This is a genomic window from Paraburkholderia polaris, assembly GCF_012927345.1.
Classification (GTDB): Bacteria; Pseudomonadota; Gammaproteobacteria; order Burkholderiales; family Burkholderiaceae; genus Paraburkholderia; species Paraburkholderia polaris.
Map to the genome: position 1 here is coordinate 1 of NZ_JABBGJ010000027.1, position 16,881 is coordinate 16,881.

15 protein-coding genes and 1 pseudogene are annotated in these 16,881 nt (G+C 63.9%); 2 read left to right on the top strand and 14 right to left on the bottom strand.

The features are described from left to right. A pseudogene (locus HHL24_RS24080) lies at positions 1-233 on the top strand (IS3 family transposase); the annotation flags it as partial. Between the two features lie 378 nt (positions 234-611). Here the strand turns inward: HHL24_RS24080 and HHL24_RS24085 are convergent. The 14 genes from HHL24_RS24085 to HHL24_RS24150 form a co-directional block, all read right to left on the bottom strand. Then, positions 612-1,316, bottom strand: coding sequence for a DUF2968 domain-containing protein (locus HHL24_RS24085; protein WP_169487873.1), 705 nt, complete (start codon positions 1,314-1,316; stop codon positions 612-614). 47 nt (positions 1,317-1,363) lie between these two features. Continuing rightward, positions 1,364-2,755 carry a sigma 54-interacting transcriptional regulator gene (locus HHL24_RS24090; protein WP_169487874.1) on the bottom strand — a complete coding sequence of 464 codons (1,392 nt, stop codon included), beginning with the start codon at positions 2,753-2,755 and terminating at the stop codon, positions 1,364-1,366. A 15-nt stretch (positions 2,756-2,770) separates the two neighbouring features. Beyond that, positions 2,771-4,588 (bottom strand): TadG family pilus assembly protein, encoded by a 1,818-nt coding sequence (locus tag HHL24_RS24095; protein ID WP_169487875.1) that lies wholly within the window; start codon positions 4,586-4,588, stop codon positions 2,771-2,773. A 1-nt stretch (position 4,589) separates the two neighbouring features. Further along, the gene (locus tag HHL24_RS24100) at positions 4,590-4,988 is read right to left on the bottom strand and encodes a DUF3613 domain-containing protein (protein WP_169487876.1); all 399 of its coding nucleotides are present in this window, start codon (positions 4,986-4,988) and stop codon (positions 4,590-4,592) included. A gap of 37 nt (positions 4,989-5,025) precedes the next feature. Next, positions 5,026-5,898 (bottom strand): tetratricopeptide repeat protein, encoded by an 873-nt coding sequence (locus HHL24_RS24105; RefSeq protein ID WP_169487877.1) that lies wholly within the window; start codon positions 5,896-5,898, stop codon positions 5,026-5,028. Positions 5,899-5,908: 10 nt separating this feature from the next. Then, on the bottom strand, positions 5,909-6,922 hold the full coding sequence (locus HHL24_RS24110; RefSeq protein WP_169487878.1) for a type II secretion system F family protein: 1,014 nt from the start codon (positions 6,920-6,922) through the stop codon (positions 5,909-5,911). 2 nt (positions 6,923-6,924) lie between these two features. Next, a complete protein-coding gene (locus HHL24_RS24115) occupies positions 6,925-7,959 on the bottom strand; it encodes a type II secretion system F family protein (protein WP_169487879.1) in 1,035 nt (344 codons plus the stop codon). Continuing rightward, positions 7,952-9,352 carry a CpaF family protein gene (locus HHL24_RS24120; protein WP_169487880.1) on the bottom strand — a complete coding sequence of 467 codons (1,401 nt, stop codon included), beginning with the start codon at positions 9,350-9,352 and terminating at the stop codon, positions 7,952-7,954. Before HHL24_RS24120 ends, HHL24_RS24115 begins: the two co-directional genes overlap by 8 nt. Before the next feature lie 3 nt (positions 9,353-9,355). Then, positions 9,356-10,597, bottom strand: a complete 1,242-nt coding sequence (locus HHL24_RS24125; RefSeq protein ID WP_169487881.1) for a fimbrial protein — start codon at positions 10,595-10,597, stop codon at positions 9,356-9,358. Positions 10,598-10,729: 132 nt separating this feature from the next. Further along, positions 10,730-12,127 carry a type II and III secretion system protein family protein gene (locus tag HHL24_RS24130; protein ID WP_206002996.1) on the bottom strand — a complete coding sequence of 466 codons (1,398 nt, stop codon included), beginning with the start codon at positions 12,125-12,127 and terminating at the stop codon, positions 10,730-10,732. 41 nt (positions 12,128-12,168) lie between these two features. Next, the gene (gene cpaB / locus HHL24_RS24135; protein WP_169487882.1) at positions 12,169-13,113 is read right to left on the bottom strand and encodes a Flp pilus assembly protein CpaB; all 945 of its coding nucleotides are present in this window, start codon (positions 13,111-13,113) and stop codon (positions 12,169-12,171) included. Positions 13,114-13,204: 91 nt separating this feature from the next. Further along, on the bottom strand, positions 13,205-13,702 hold the full coding sequence (locus HHL24_RS24140; protein ID WP_169487883.1) for a TadE/TadG family type IV pilus assembly protein: 498 nt from the start codon (positions 13,700-13,702) through the stop codon (positions 13,205-13,207). Continuing rightward, positions 13,699-14,199: an A24 family peptidase gene (locus HHL24_RS24145; RefSeq protein WP_169487884.1), complete on the bottom strand. Its 501-nt coding sequence runs from the start codon at positions 14,197-14,199 to the stop codon at positions 13,699-13,701. The genes HHL24_RS24140 and HHL24_RS24145 overlap by 4 nt, the downstream gene beginning before the upstream one ends. Before the next feature lie 142 nt (positions 14,200-14,341). Next, on the bottom strand, positions 14,342-14,518 hold the full coding sequence (locus HHL24_RS24150; RefSeq protein WP_169487885.1) for a Flp family type IVb pilin: 177 nt from the start codon (positions 14,516-14,518) through the stop codon (positions 14,342-14,344). Positions 14,519-15,176: 658 nt separating this feature from the next. On the opposite strand from HHL24_RS24150, the gene HHL24_RS24155 reads away from it, so the two are divergent. Beyond that, complete coding sequence (locus HHL24_RS24155; RefSeq protein ID WP_169487886.1) at positions 15,177-16,733, top strand: collagen-like triple helix repeat-containing protein; 1,557 nt, start codon at positions 15,177-15,179, stop codon at positions 16,731-16,733. The last annotated feature ends 148 nt before the right edge of the window (positions 16,734-16,881 follow it).

Sequence of the window (16,881 nt, forward strand, 5' to 3'; positions counted from 1 at the left end):
GGTACAACGAAGAGCACTGCCACAGCGGCCTGAAGTATGTGAGTCCGGGGCAGCGGCACCGCGGCGAAGCCGACGAGCTTCTGGCCCGACGGCGTGCGCTGTACGAAGACGCGCGCCTGCAGAACCCCGCACGCTGGTCAGGTGCCATCCGCAACTGGCACCTGACAGACGCGGTCTATCTGAACCCGGAGCGAACCCACGCCTCGGCCGGAATGTATAAGCACGCAGCGTAACGGTTCACGCGACAACTACCTTGACACACACCGCCGCAAAGAAAGTAAGCAAAGAAAGCGGCTCAAACCGCTCATGCTAAGCGGGCGCCTTTGCCGCGAAGGGGTAGTGGCTCCGTGGAATCCGGGCCCTCGCACGTTCTCGCCTGAGTGACTAGGGTGTCGTCAGCTCCCACTCCGCACTCCGTGCGTCGCGGATGGGTATGCACGGGAAACCATGGGGGGGCGTGGGGATGGCCGCTCGGTGGCTGGTGCTTCGGAAACGGTTTTCTGCTGCGGATGGGTGACTTGCGTTGCTGAACAGCTTCTACGTCTGGTGGGTCGGGCGGCGCGTTCGGCGCCGCTCCGCCCTCCCAGCTTCCGGTCTTCTGCCTATCGCGCTCAGTGCGACGGCAGGCCGGTTTCCAGTTGACGCTGCAGTTCTTGAACCTGACGTTGCGCGGCGCGCAGTTGGTCTTGCGCAGCAGCCTTCTGCTGCGCAAGCGCCGTTGCTTCGGCGCGGGTCTGCTGCTGCTGATTCGCGACAATGGTCTGCTGCTGATGCGCAACGTCGAGGTCAGCCTGCAAGCGGTTTGCACGGTCCTGCGACAACGCAATCATGCGCTCCGTGAAGGCCTTCTGCGCTTCCAGCTGCGTGCGGCGAATCTCGACGTCCGACAGTTGCAGCGTCTGACGCACAAAATCCTTGTAGATCATGTCGGCACGCGTGGCGTCCTGCGTCTTGATGACGCGCCAGAAGTTCTTCTGTTGGAACAACGCGACGTAGTACGTCATTTCCTTGCCGTAAAACAGCAAGCTCGCTCCGTAGCTGCCGTTATACGTCGTCCGCAATTCACTCAGATCCGAGCCGCGGATCATCTGCTGCAATTCCGCTACATTGCCCGCGGCAGACTGCTTGGCTTCGTCCGGCGTCAACGCGCTCGTCTGCGCCTGCGTGGACGGCAACGCTGTTGTCGTGCCCGGCTGGGAAACGACGCCAGCGCTCGACCCGCTATCCGGCAGCGCCTGCGCATTCACTCCCTGCACGGCCCCCATCGCGATGAATGCTGCCAGGGCAATCTGCCGTAGTTTCGACTTTCGGTCCATGTAAATCCTGCTTGAACAGTTTTTGTTTTAGTACAACCGTCTCATTATTACTCACTTTCGCGTGTTTCGGGCTCTTCATCAAAAATTTGGTATTTGCGCATCTTCTCCCACAAAACCTTGCGGCTGATGCCCAAATAAAGGGCCGTGTCCTGCCGGCGCCAACCGTTTGCATCGAGCGCGGCCAGCACGCGATTGCGCTCGGCCATGTCCCATTTGCTGCGATCCACCAGCACCTCGGCGGCACTCTCGGCGGGCACCGGCTGGCTGGTGCGCGCAAGCGCAAGCAGCCGCTGCAGGCGCACCGCGTCCCACGCGCCGATCTGGCGCACCGTCACGCCTATCCGCTCGGCCAGGTTGCGCAGTTCACGCACATTGCCGGGGAAATAAGTGTCGGCCACGGCGTCGGCGAGCCAGTACGGCAGGTCCGGTAAGGCGGAGAGACGCTCGCTGCCGACGATCTGCGCGATGAACGCCTTGAAGATCGCAATCTTGTCGACCGCGCCCCGCTCTTCGAGGGACGGAATCTTCAATTCGATCACAGCAAGCCGATAGTAAAGATCGGCGCGGAAGGTGCCGTCCTTGACCAGTTGCGGCAGATGTTTGTTGGTCGCCGCCACCAGCCGGAAATCGAGCTTTACCGGCGTAGCTGAACCGATTCGCGTGACCGCGCTGTCTTCGAGCACGCGCAGTAGCTTGACCTGCTGGTAAAGCGGCAGATCGCCGATTTCGTCGAGGAACAGCGTGCCGCCGTCGGACTGCTCGAAGTAGCCCTTGTGCGCGACCACCGCGCCCGTGAACGAGCCTTTCGAGTGGCCGAAGAACAGCGATTCGAACAGACCGTCCGGAATCGCGCCGCAGTTCACTGCGACGAAAGGCCCCTGGCCATAGCGGGTATGTTTTTCGTGCAACAGTTGCGCGATGCGCTCCTTGCCGACGCCGGTTTCGCCGTGCACCAGCACGCTCGTGTCGCAGTCGGCAAACGTGTCGACTTCGTGCAGCAGCGCCTGCATGCACTCCGAGTTGGCGATCATCGCATCCGACTCGTGCGTCTTGGCGCTGTGCGCGCGCAGTTGCAGCACCAGCTTCATGACCATGCCGCGCAATTCGGCACAGGTGAAGTCGAGCGGCAGGATGTGCGAATAGTCGGACGGGTAAGTCGCCGGGTCATGGTCGCGCGGCGCTGCGCCGACCCACACGACGGGAATGCCGTGCGCGGCCTGCCAGTCGCGCATGAGCAGCGCGCCGCTGTCGATCACCGACACGCTGATGATCGCGAGCGACGGCCGCAGCGCGGTCCGTTCAGGCGAGATCGCGATATCGTCCGCGCGGATCACTTCGACGTCGAAGCTTGCCATGCAGCGCGCGACCCGGTCGACGATGTCGGCCTTGCCCTCCCAGACGTAGATATCGAGTTCCTCGATTTTGGGGTTGGTTCTCATCTTGTCGTGGTTACGCTAGTTGACCAGTTGCGAGACGCCGCATGTCAGCGACATATTGTGGACCGTGGCGGTGCCGACCTGTACGCCCAACAGCGCAAGCGTTGGGATGAAGATGGTGTCGAGCAGGCCGAACACGGGTTGCAGCAAAGGTGTCAAGGCGTTCGCCAGGGCTGTAGTAATCTGCCTGAAGAGCGAAGAGATATCGATCAGATCGTTTAAAAGCGACACCTTCAGTATTTTGGGCAACTCCCCGAGCAATAGCGTGGTCAATACCGAACCATCGCTGCCCAGCGCATTGGAGTTCGCACTCTGGCTGTAATCGAAGCTACCGGACGACCCATTGAAGACCAGCGGCGTAGTCGTGCCGGGATTAATTTTCAGCGGCACAGCTTTCACTATGACATTTGCAACCTGCGCGGTGAAACCGGCCAAAGTTGCCGTGACCGTCGCCAGATTGACTGGTGCACTACACGATGCGTCTCCAGCAATACAGGCGTTAAGAATGCCGGGCTGAACCTGAATCGTCGCGTTGGTAGCCGCCTTGGTGCTTTCGCAATCGACCGGACTCAACGTCGCCGTGCCAGTCCCGACGCCCAAGGTGATCACGAGCGGCGTACTCAGCACGGAGATCGATGCTGATACCAGCGGTGGCAGACCCACCGTTAATGTCGGCAACGGCACCGGTATCAGATTAATGGTCGCAGTGATCACCGCCGTGCGAGCCTGTGTGCGGGGCACGGCATTGGCGCCGGTGCCCACCGTGCCGCCCTCGCCCATCGCCAGCGCCGGTGGATTGAGGATCTGCAGCGATATACCGGCCACACCGGCGAGGCCAGCCGCCACGTTGATCACCGGCGCGTTAGCCGGGGTGCCGTCCGGACTGCGCTGCGCGATCTGCGCGGCGACCAGCAACGCGTCGAAGGCGTCGATTGTCGCGGTCGTCGCGGCATTGGGATTGGCGAGCCCAAGCGCGAGCAACCCGGGCGCGGACTGCCCGCCATCTCCCACGGTGATGTTCTGACCGCCAGGAATCGCGACGGCCAGTGTCTGCAGAATCGCCGCATTCACGGTATCGCCGCCGGCCTGCAACGCCTTGACCATGGCGAGCGTCAACGTCTGGTAACTCACCGTCGTGGCAAGCAGGCCTTGCATGTTTGCCGCGCCCAGCGCGACCATCAGATTCTGAAGCGAGATATTCGCGGTGGCGAGGCTCTGCATGTCTCCCACGCTGAGCGACACGCTCGTCTTCAGCAACCCACCAAGGATCGCGTTCAACAGCGCCGATTGTTGCGTGTTGATCGTCGCGATGCCGGTACTGAGCGAGAACGCGTCGATGTTGGACGCCAGCGCGGTGGCCGTCGCCGTCACGGTGCGCGATGGCCCGAGGAAGAAATAAGGTACCGCCTGGGTCGTCTGCACCTGCACCGCATTGAACGGGTTGCCGGTCGTGGCGAAGTAAGTACTGGTGCTCGTATCCCAGCGGCCGCAGGTCGTGCTGAGGACGGTGCTGGTGCCGTCGGCGGTGAAACCGTTGGACGCCGCATTCTGCTGCGCGGCCGTGGTCGCCGTCGTGCAGGCGCCCGGCGTGCTAAGGACCTGAACCGCCGCCATCGCCGCCAGATCCGCCGTGCGCTGCAATTGCCTGCGCACGAAGTACAGGTTGCCAACGTCGATCGCGCCGAGCGCCGCGATCGCAATGCTCAGCCAGATCACCGCCAGAACCGCGACCGCGCCATGCTGGCGGCGCGCGCCGGGCATCGATGCGCCGCCACGCCGCGCGCGAAGCGAGCGCGGATAGTGAGCGGCCACGGCAAAGGTCGAGGGTTTGCGCATGTCAGTTCGAACCGCCGCCAAGGCCAGTCGCGCCGGCTACGCCCATCGCGCCACCGCCCCCGCTGCCCCCCCCGCCGCTGCCGGTATTCAGCGCCGACCCGTACAGGTCGGGAATCTTGCTCTTGAACGATTCCATATAACGACGGTACGCAAGCCCAGCTTCGGCGCCGAGCGTCGGCAGCGCAGGCGCGGCTTGCGCGTTGCTGCTTTGCAGGTCGAGCCATGCGCGGGTCGAGTGACCAATTTCGCTGGCCCGGACCGGGCGCTGCGTGGCCTCTACCGGCTGAGCGGTTTCGCCCGTCTGCGCTACCGCTGAAGCAGCCACGCCCATCGCCACACCGAAGCACAGCACCCACAGCACGGGTGCCTTCCTGCCCCGCTTCGTTGTTCTGTTATTCATCTCGACTCCCCTGTTTGCCTGATCGGTCACGGCGCGGTCACTGTGCGAAACGTTGCAACAAACGCGGCGCCGGTTCGATGCCCTGCGCGCTCGCGACCGTGCCAGTGCCTGCGCCCGCCTGCCCGAACTGTTGTTGTGGTTGCGCCAGCGACCCACGTGCTTGCGCGCGTCCCGCCGCGGCTACGTTCGCTGCATCGCTGCGAATTGCCGCCCGCACGTCCGGCGTGAACTTCTGCTGATTCATCACCGCCAGCGCCTGCGCCTGATCGCCGTTGGCGAGCAGATAAAGCACCATGTTGCTGACGATCTTCGGATTGTTCTGATCGAGCTCGGCCGCCTTCATGAGCGGCACCCGCGCGCCGTTCACATCGCCGTCGCGCAGCCGCGCATAGCCGAGGTCCGACAGGGTCACCGCATCGGTCGGCGCAAGTTGCACGGCCTGCTGCAGTTCCTGCGCGGCATGCGCAAAGTCACCGGCCGCGCCAGCGATCAGACCGAGCCCACGATAGCCGCGCGTGGCGAGTGGTGTCTTCAGCAGTTGTCCGTACGCAGTCGCGGCGGCGTCGGGTTGATCGGTCATACGCAACGCGTCGGCGCGCAGCAAAATCGTATCGGGGCTCACGCCGTACTGTTTTTCGTATGCGTCGATATGCGCAAGCGAGGCGAAGTAAAGCCCCTGCGACTGCATCTGGTCGATCAGTCCAAGGTACATGCCGGGCGTGTCTGGCGCGGGATCGCGATTGGCCGCCTGCTGGGCCATCGCCGCACGCTCGGCCTGCGCCCCCACGCCGTAACCCACGACATCTTTGGACGCGCACGCGCCGAGCAAGGAGAACGCGGCCAGCGCCACGGCGCAGCGGGCGGTCCGGGTGCAGCGCGTCAAATAGTCGAACGACAAACAGTGAGCCATTGCAAATTCCTTACTGATGCATCGCGCGCAACGAATGCTCGACAGCCAACACGCCCGGGCCGGCGGTAACGATCATCAGCGCGGGCAACAACGTGACGATCATCACACCGGTCATCTTCACGGCGAGACGGCCAATGCGTTCGCGCAACATCGCCCGGCGCGATTCGCGCAGGCGGTCGCCGAACTGCTTGAGCGGTTCCTGCACGGCGCCGCCATGCCGGTCGACCTGCACCAGCAGGCGCACGACCGCGCGCAAATCTTCATTGTCGTAACTGGACGCGAGCCGATTCAGCGACTGCTCGCGGGTGCGACCCGTCGCGAACTGACGCTGCGCGATTTCCAGCTCGCTCGAAAGCACAGGCAGCATCGTGCGGAAATCGTTGACCATCACCTGCAAGCTTTGATCGAGCGACAAACCCACACCCTGCAGCAAGCGCAGCAGATCAACCAGCAACGGCAATTCGTCGACCACACCGAGCCGGCGCTTGCTTGCACGCCGCCTCAGCACGATCTTCGGCACCATGAAGCCGACCACGATCGAGCTGAGCACCAGCATGACGTAACGCGGGCCGTCCAGATGGTCGTGCGCCAAGGCGCCAATCAACACCGGCAGCACCAGCGCGCCCACCAGCCGCGCCACCAGAAACAGGCCGCGCGTGCGCGTATCCACGAAGCCGCACTGCTCAAGCAACTGGCGGTCTTCCTCAGCCACGATCTGGCGGCCGAAAGGTGTGTCGAGCCAGCGAATCCCGGTGTGCGCAAAGCGCTCCAGCAACCCTTTGAAACCCTTGGGCTGGACGTTTCGCAAAGCCGCTTTCGAGGCGCCATGAGCGCCGTCCGCGCCACGCGCAGTCGCCGCGGCCGCGAGCGCCGCGGTCTGCAGCGCGCGTTCGTCGAGCGCGTGTCTGAGCGTGCGTTCGCTGCGCCGCACGGCGGCCACGCGCGCCAGCACCAACCCGGCAAGCAGCAGCAGAGCGAGCGCGGCCAGAGCCAGCGCGAGAGCGACGAGTTGATGAGATTGCATCGTCAACTCCTAAGACTCGCGAGGCGATACAGCAGATAGGCGCCGACTACCTGCAATCCGAACGCCAGGTAGACAAGCTGCCGCCCGCTCGGATCGAACCACATCGACGCGAAATAACGAGGATTGGAAAGGATCAGAAATCCGCCGATACCGATCGGCAGCATCGCCAGCACCCACGAAGACAGCCGCGTTTCCGCCGACATTGCGACGAGTTCGCGCTCGGCCTGTTCGAGATCACGCATGAATGACGCCATGCGGTCGAGCATCACGTCGGCACGGCCGCCGTACTTGACCGACAGACGCAACACGGCGCCGACCAGTTCGAGCTCGCGCACCCCATAGATCGCCGCGACCTGGGACAACGCGCGATCGATTTCGACACCGGTGCGCAGCATCCGCGACACATAGTCCAAACATTCGCGCAGCGGCGCCTCGGTGCTTTGCAACGCTGCCTGGAACGCGGCGGGCACGCTATTACCGAGCGTAATCAGACGCACGATGCCGTCGAGGAACAGCGGCAATTGCCGCACGACCAGTTGACGGCGCTTGTTCGCGCGCATCGCCAGCAGAAAATAGACGAACATCACGCACGCAATCAGCGTCGCGCCGGCGGCGAGCGCACCGCCAACCAGCGCGGCCCAGGCACACAGCAGCAGCGTGATCGCGCCGACAATCGCGGCAGGACCCTTCGCATTGGCAATGCCCGCGCGAGCCATCGCGTGTCGCACCATGAACCGTACGCGCGCTTGCAGATAGCGCCCATGCTCGAGCCAGCCCGCGTCGGCCGCCGGCGCTTGCGGTGAGATCGCGACAGACGCCATGGCGGCGCGCGCGGGCGCGACACGCGGATTGCCCGCCGCACCGCCCGCCAAACCGCCCGCACCCGCGCCGGCCGGCATGGCCCCCGCCATCCGGCTATCGATATAGCGCTCAGTGCTCACCTGGTCTTTGCGGTGCGCGCCGCGTTGCCATAGCAGCAACGCAAGCGCCGCGCATAGCAGCGCGAGCGCCGCGAAGACCAGAACCACGCTAGACATTGAAGCCTCCGCCGAAGCCGCCACCACCGCCTCCGAAGCCACCGCCGCTGAAACCGCCGCCACCGCCGAAGCCCGCGTTGCCGAACCCGTTCTGCGGCTCACGACTGCCCAACGCCTGACGGAAACGCGCCAGTTTCGGCGAGTGCGGATGAATGCCAAGCGACACCCAGTTATCGAGTTCATCGCCCTCTGCGGTCGCGACCGGCTCGTAGCGATAGAGTTCCTGAGTCGCGATGATGTTGTCCGACAGACCCGTTACTTCGGTGACCGACAGAATCCGTCGACGCCCGTTCGAGAGCCGGCCTATCTGCACGATGAAGTCGATCGCATTCGCGATCTGCCGGCGCAAGCTCGATTCGGTGCCCTGGAAGCCCGCGAAGCCGGCCAGCATTTCAAGGCGGTACAGACATTCACGCGGCGAACTGGCATGCACGGTGCCCATCGAGCCATCGTGGCCGGTGTTCATCGCCTGCAGCATTTCGAGCACCTCACCGCCGCGCACTTCGCCGACGATGATGCGGTCCGGCCGCATCCGCAAGGTATTGCGCAGCAGATCACGAATCGTCACGACGCCCGCACCGTCGAAACCGCCCGGCCGGCTTTCGAGCCGCACCACGTGCGGGTGGTTCAGCGACAGTTCGGCCGTGTCCTCGATCGTCACGACCCGCTCCGGCTCGGGAATGTGAAATGCCAACGCATTGAGCAGCGAGGTCTTGCCCGAGCTCGTGCCGCCGGACACCAGTATGTTGCAGCGCGCGGCGACCGCCGCTTCGAGCAGCGCGCCGATTTCCGGGTTGTAGGTGCCGTTGGCAAGCAGATCCTCGGGCCGCATCGGATCTTTGCGGAATTTACGGATCGAGACGATCGGCCCGTCGATCGACAGCGGCTCGATCACGACGTTCACACGCCCACCGTTCGGCAGGCGCGCATCGACCATCGGATTCGATTCGTCCAGACGCCGCCCGATCGGCGCGAGAATCCGCCGCACGATCCGCAGCAGATGCGCGTTGTCGGCAAACCGCACCTGAATCTTGGTCAGAATGCCGTGGCGCGACACGTAGACGTCGTTGTAGCCGTTGATCAGAATATCTTCGACGGCCGGATCGGCAAGCAGATCCTCGATCGGGCCGAAGCCCGCCAGCTCCTTGGTCAGCGCCTCGGCGATCGACCGCACTTCACTCTCGTTGATCGGTATCCGGCGCAGCCGTACAAAACTGTCCATCTCCAGATCGACGAACTGGTTGATCGCGTTACGCGACCAGCGGCCGAACTCGGAGCCGAGTTCCTCGATACGCGTGAGCAGATGTTCGTGCGCCGCGTTCTTGATGTCCTGGAACTGCTGGCTATGCGCGAACGAAGGCGCGTCGTCGGCAAATTCGATTTCTTTTGCCATCGTCTATGACCGCTTGTAAGTAGTTGGAATGAAGCGCTTGAGCGCGCCGAGCGCCGATTTGCTGCGTACTTGCGCGGCCGCGCGCGCGGCGCCGCCGAGCCGTTCGATCAAGGGCTCGAGTGCGCGCACGTACGGATCGCGCGCCGCGACATCGGCCAGCAGATGTCCCTGGTTGACCGCCTGACCGAGCGTGATGCGCCGCTCCGGCAAGGTGGCCAGCAACGGAATGTCCAGACGTTGTGCGATCTGCGCAGCAGCGAGCCCGAGGTCAGCGTCGAACTTGTTGACGATCAGCCGCACATTCGCCGTGTCCACGCCCTCCTCACGCAACGCGTCGAGCACGCCAACCGCCGACACGATCGAGGCCACGCCCTGATCGCACAACAGCCACGTTTCGTCGGAAGCCTGCACGACGTGGGCGATGAACTCGCTATTGGTGAAGCCGCCGAGATCGACGATCTGCTGGTCGAAGAACGCGCGCAGCCGGTTCAGCAAACCGATCGACGACGAGTACGAGACCTCGCGCATGTCGGCAAGATTGGGCGGCAACGTGGTGAGCGCGAGACCACTCGAATGATGCGACAGCGCGGTATGCACGAAAGTCTGATCGAAGCGGCGCAGATTGCGCACGGCTTCGACGAAATTGAATTCGCTGCGCGTGTTCAGGAGCAGCGAGCCGTCACCGGCCGGCAAGCCGAGATCGAGCAAGGCGGCTTGCCGTCCTTGCGCGACGTCGCGCCGCTGCAACATCACCGCGAGGTTCGCGGCCAGCGTGCTCACGCCCATGCCGATGCGTGCGCCCAGCAGCGCGGTGACATGACCATGGCGGCTGACCGGTTCGACGAGGTTGTCCAGCACCTGGCGCGTGATGCGCAACGCGTCTTCGGCGGACGCGGACACATCGATGAAATCGCGCACGCCAGCACGCAGCGCAGCCAATGCGCTTTCGGGCTCGGCGAGCGTTCCGAGCGCAACGATCTGCATGCCTGGGTAGGCCGCACGCACCGCGCTCGCCGCAGCGCTCGCGGCAGCGGCCCGGCCGCCAGAAAAATCGACGAACACCAACGACGGATTCAACGCTGCAATGCGCTGCATCAACATCGTGGGATCGAGTGTGGCCGCTTCGACCACACCTGCGCCCACCAGCGTATCGGCGAGCCAATGCACGTGTTCGTCGGCCAGCGACGCGAACACGAAATAATCGGTGACCGCCCGTTCAGTCAATGAATGCGTTCTCGCGTTCATGTTGGACATCCTTTTGCGGCATCGGCTGCGAAGCCACCGCGTCGTACTGCTTGCCAGCGGGCCCGCGCGGTTCGCGTGCATGCGGGCTCACTGCTCCACCGATCCGGCGCGTTGTCTGTGCGCACGCCGGCTTCACTTCGAAAATCCCGGCGCTGCATCGCGCGCCGCCACGCCGCCGATCAGCGAACGCCACACTGGCCCGTCACGCTGCTCGGACTGCTCGCCCGGCGTCGACGGCAAGGTCGCGCCCTTCGCGAGCGGCGACACCAGATGCGGCGTCACGATGATCACCAGCTCTTTCTCGTTCTGCTGATAATTCAACTGCTTGAAAAACGTGCCAATCACCGGTATATCGCCGAGCAAAGGTACCTTCGATACGTTCGATGCGGTCTCGCGGTCGATCAGGCCGCCGATCACGAAACTCTCGCCGTCGCCGAGCTCGACCGTGGTGTCCGCACGCCGCGTGGTGAACGCGGGTACCGACACGCCGCTGATCGTCACTGCATTGGCGAAATCCAGCTGGCTCGCTTCCGGTGCCACCTTCAACGCAATGCGTTGCGGGCTGAGTACGGTCGGCGTTAGTGTGAGTCCAACGCCGTACGGTTTGAATTCGATGCCAGTCGAACCGAGCCCCTGTGGCACTGGAATCGGCACCTCGCCGCCGGCGAGAAAGCTCGCGCTCTGTCCGGATAGAGCCACTAGCGTCGGCTCGGCCAGCACTCGCGCAAGGTTATTGCTCTCCAACAGGCTCAGGTTCGCGAACAGTCCATGCGTGGCGGAGTTAAAAATCAGGTTGAACGCCGACGATATCGGCGTCGAACTCGTCATTTGTGGCGCCTGGCCCGCGGTCGCGGAAACCGAGCCCAGCGCTGCGGGTGCAAACGAGCCGAATGTAAAGCCGTTGCTCTGCTTGAAGAAGTTGAAGCCCACCTCCTTAAGCACCGAGCGGCTGAACTCGACCACCCGCACATCGACTTGCACCACCGCGCGGCTCGCCACTGTCGAGGTGTCGAACACCGCACCGTCCTTGCCGAGCGAACCTTCCGCCGCGACCACGGCGCGCTGGTGCGCCTCCATCGTCGCCGACGAGCCGGAGACCACCGCCGTGCCGCCGAGCACCTTGACCGCCGGCGTGTCGGGACCGAGCAGCGAAGCCGCGGCCGGCGTGATGACGTTGACTGTATAGATCAGCGGCGCCTCGCGATCGCTTGCCCATAGCATCAGGTTGGTCGTGCCCGCCGCCTTGCCGACCAGCAGCACGCCACCGCGCTTGTCGCCCTTGATGATCAATACATCGGCCACTGCAGGGTCACCGATTGCGACACGCTTCAGCGTATGGCCCGTCGCGAGCGGTTGCTGCGCGCCGACCTTCAGGTCGATGGTCTGCGAGGGCACAGCCTGAGCCGCCTCGGGCGCTTGTGAGGATTGCCCCCGCTGCACCGGACCTGCCGCGTCAGTCGCAGCCGATACGGCGACCAAGGCCAACCCGAGCCACGCCGCCTTCCCGAAAACAAAAATCCGTTGTGTCATGTAGTTATGGACGCGTGTGGCCGCCCGCTCCCTGAAACTGCTTACCAGGCGACCGTCTCGGTGCGCCCACCCCGTATCACTTCGATACCGCTCTTTGTACTGTTGGTGTTGCCCGCGACACGCGTAGGCGGCAGCGGCATATGCGGCAATGCCGGCCGTACGCTGGCGCCTGCCGAATTGGTACTTCCCGACAAGGCGTCGAGTGACACGCCGGCCGCGGCGCGAGTCGAATCCTGCAGCGGCTCAGTCGTGCCGGCACGGGCAGCAGTTTTCAACACGCCCGGATAAGCTGGCAAAACGCTTTGATCGACTACTTCGGCATCCTTTGGATTGCGCAGCGCGAAGATCAGACGACCGGCGCTTTCGGCGAGCGTAAGGCGGTCCACATCGGCGACCGGCACCGCCAGCACCGCAGTGCGCACCATACCGTTCGGATCGCCGGCACTGTCGCCGCTGGCGGTTGCGTTGCCGAACGCGAGCACGCGCACTTTCGACATCAGGAGGCGCGCCTGGGTACGATCGATTTCGCCACCGCTACCGATGACGCCGTCGCGCTTGAGCGTGAAAAACACGTCGACGAAATTACCCGGCCGCAGCCGGTTGCCGACCGCATTGCCCTCGTCGACCCGCACGGCCAGCGCGCGCTCGCCCGGCTCGATGCGCTCAGCAAGCCCTGACGATAACTGGGTTTCGAGCACCGGCGAGTCCGCGCCGATCTCCGCGCTCGGCACGCGCCCGGCCAGTTGCGCCGGATCAGTGAAGGCGCCATTCGGATTGATCGGCAGCGACTGCACGCGCAGTTGATCAACGGTGATCGGCTTGCCTGCCGGCAACGTCTGGGTAGCCACCACCACCGGGAAGCTCGCATGCGTCGCAGACGTCACAGCCACCGGCGCCGGACGGCGCGACAGCGTCCACGCGAACAGGCCGAGTAGCAACGCGGCGGCGATCAGTACGCCGGCAAGAATTTTGGTCAGATTCGGCATGACGACTCACTGCTTCGGTTAAACAATGCCGTGCCGTACGAGCGTTCGGAGCCGCCTCGACGGACATAAAGGCTGGGAGCCGGCGCGTACGTCACTGAATATTCTCCGGGTTGAGTTGTACCGTGGCGCTGCTCGACAGGGTGTTAGGTAACGTGACATTTATCAGCAGCAAGTTCGGCACCAGCGGATTGGCCTGGTAGTTGTAGGTCAGCGAGACATTCACGCACTGCATTGCGTTACCGGGTCCGCAAGGCGCGGAAGACGGCGTGCATTGCGCGGATTGCACCAGTGTCGCAATCATCAGCTTTGCAGCGGCACAGGCCGCGTTGCCGCGATTGACGAGCGCGTTTTGCAGCGACGTGCTGCTCTGCCAGTTCAACGCGGCGCGCGCCCCCTCTTCCGCGGCGAGCGTCAGGTTCTGTTGCGCCACGAAGATCAAACTGAAGGTGATGATCGCGTACAGGATCGCGAAGAACAGCGGGAACAGCAACGCGAACTCGATGGCCGTGGCGCCCCGCTGCGCGTGGACGCGGCGCACATCGATGCGCTTGAGCGGCGCGCGCGCGGACTGGGTCGCCATCGGCTTCATCGCAGGCCCCCGGCCAGTCCTTGAAGCACAAGCCATGCACTGGCTGCCACCGTGAGACACGCGGCGTACGGCGTGGAGGTCTTGCCGGCCAGTTCGAAAGTCGCGCCATGATGCCGGAGCAAACCGGCGAGCCGCGTGCGGGTCGTAATCAACAGCCAGATCGCATGCATGCCCGCGGCGAGACTGGCCGCCATCCACAACCCAATCAACGCATGCATACCGCACCACGCACCCAGGGCGGCGAACACTTTGACGTCCGCAGCACCCATGACACCGAGCGCAAAAAACGGTAACAGCGCGACCAGACCGATCAGCGTTCCCATGCCCGCCTGGGTCAACGAAACGCCGAAAGGCCCGCATTGGAGAAGCGAACAGCCGAAAGCCGCCGCCAAACCAGCGACGACAACTGAATTGGAAATACGCCGGGCGCGGCAATCGCGTATAGCGACGACGGCAGCCCAGGCCATAAATAAAAAAATACCGACGGAGACTTTCATTTTGAACTCGACAGGCAAAGCAACGCCATGCGAATTGCAATGCAATTCGCATTAGCCAATTTGGCGATGCGTTAGAAAACGCCTGCTAAGCGAGCGAACGTAATAACGCCGGCTGCTTCACGGGACGTTTGCAGGTTGCCCTTTACGCTGCAGCGGAGGCGACCTTGTCCGCGACGTTGGTCAACACGGTCGAAATGTTCGTGCCGAGTGACGATACCGCGCCAGCAATGACGAGCACGACTAACCCCGCAATAAGACCATACTCAATGGCCGTAACGCCCTTGTTATCTCTCAGGAAGCGTTGTGTGAACTTTTTCATTTTTACCCTCGGACTTTCATTTATTTCGTTTGTATGCGTACTGCTTCGGATGGCGGAGTCTTAAGCGCTGCGGACCATTGGTCTCTCATTCCTGGTCCTGCGTGTTGCGCTGCAGAAGCACCGCCTGGCAGCCGGCTTCAATAAAACAGATATCTATGAGCTGTCTGTTCGATTACGCACCTCCCTCGTCAATCCTTGCTGCTTTCGGGTTTTATAGCCGAACAATCATTTTTAAGCAATTGTCCGCTGCCCTTAGCTCGACGCCATAGGCGTTTTTGCGTTGTACTCAGGTTAACGGCAGTTCGTGCGTCGCAGCACATAGGAATAACCATAAGTTAGATTCGCTCCACTAATTATCTGTTTGAACAGAACGTTTCAAGCGCGCGGGGCCCTCCCGTTGCGCTTGCGTTACGCCGTGTTTCGTAACGGCGCGCACGGCTCGTTACGTTACGCAGCCCTCGCAAACGTTTAGCGGATTCATTTTCGTCCGGTATATCTGAGTTAGCGCACACCCCATCAATTCCTCGCAAAGCCATATCGCATATGGCTTCACGCCTCTCACTAAAAAAATATTCAGCATTAATCAGTCGAAATGGCACGGCTCATGCAGAGACAGGCACGCAGCAACACCCAAAAACACATGCGATGCGAGGGCGACATGAACATTCAAACGGCCAACACCACAGTACGAACAACCCTGATTGCGGCCAGCGTGGCAGCGATGCTTTCTCTTGGCGCTTGCGGAGGCTCCGGATCCCTGAGTACCGGCACCGGCAGTAGCGGTAGCGGCTCCGCCGGCGGCGCACTTTCCACCACCGGCAGCGGCAGCGGTTCCATGGGCTCGGGCGGTTCCGGCAGCAGCACCAGCAGCAACGGTTCGGGAAGCGGATCCGGTACGGGCACAGGCACAGGCACAGGCACAGGAACGGGAACGGGAACGGGAACAGGCACGACCGCAGTCGCAAATGCGCTCGGCACAGTAGTCGGCAACACCGGCGGTGTGGTTAGCGATGCCGGCTCGACGGTCTCGAGCATCGGCACCGTGATCGGCTCGCAAACGCTGCCCGGCGTCAGCTCGCAAACCACCCAGGCTGCCGGCGGCATCGTGCAGCAAGTCGGCTCGGCGGTCTCGACGCTCGGCAACGGTGTATCGCAAGGACTCGGCCAACTGGGCACCGGCGGCAACGCGGTCGGCACGACGGTCTCGAGCCTCGGTGGCGTGGTCGGTCATGTCGGCGGCGCAGTGACGGATGCAGGCAACCTTGTGACGAGTCTCGGCAGCGGCCCGCTCGCGCCGTTGGCGGCCATCACCACACCACTCGGCGGCGTCGTCAATACGCTCGGCGGCGCAGTGACCAACGGCGGCAGCACCCTCACCACCGCGCTCTCGACGGGTCCGGTTCAGCAAGTCACGCAAACGCTCAGCACCGCGATCACGCCGATTACGTCGATGGTCGCAGCGACCACGCAGACGGTCGGCAACACCACGGGCCTCGGCGCACCGCTGAACGGCCTGCTCTCGACCCTCGGCGGCGGTCTGGGCAAGGCCGGCACACTGATCAGCGCAACCGGCGGTAATCCGATCACGGCCGCTCTCGGCCATACGGTCACGGATACGGGCACCACGGTCGCATCGGTGGGCGGTCTGCTCACCGGCGGCACCGGCGGCAATCCGCTCGCTCCGCTCACCAGTGCACTCGGCGGCTTGACCGGCGGCACCAGCAGCGGCCCGCTCGCTCCGCTCACCAGCGCACTCGGCGGCTTGACCGGCGGCACCAGCAGCGGCCCGCTCGCTCCGCTCACCAGCGCACTCGGCGGCTTGACCGGCGGCACCAGCAGCGGCCCGCTCGCTCCGCTCACCGGCGCGCTCAGCAGCGTAACGGGCGGCCTGGGCGGCGCCTCGAGCAGCAGCAGCCCGTTGGCGCCTGTCACTGGTCTCCTCTCGAGCGTAACGAATGGCCTGAGCAGCGCGACCGGCGGCAGCAGCAGCCCGCTCGCCCCGGTTACCGGCTTGCTGTCGAGCGTCACCGGCGCACTCGGCGGCGTCACGACCACGGCGGCCGCCACGCCGACCACGACGACGACCACCACCTCGACCAGCTCGAGCCCCGGCCTGTCGCTGTCGAGCACCAGCGGCAAGGGATCGGGCAGCAGCCCGCTCGCCCCGGTGACGTCGCTCCTCGGCGGCCTGCTCGGTGGTGTGCCGAAGAAGTAAGCAATACCGTCGCAGCAATCGAAAGAAGTGCAGTAACCGGAGACCCGGCGTCCGGAGACCCGGCGTCCGAAAACCCGGCGTCCGGAACCCGGAGTGCGGCCCGCCAGCCGCGCCCCGGCTCTGCCGGAACCTGGCTGAATTGAGCCGC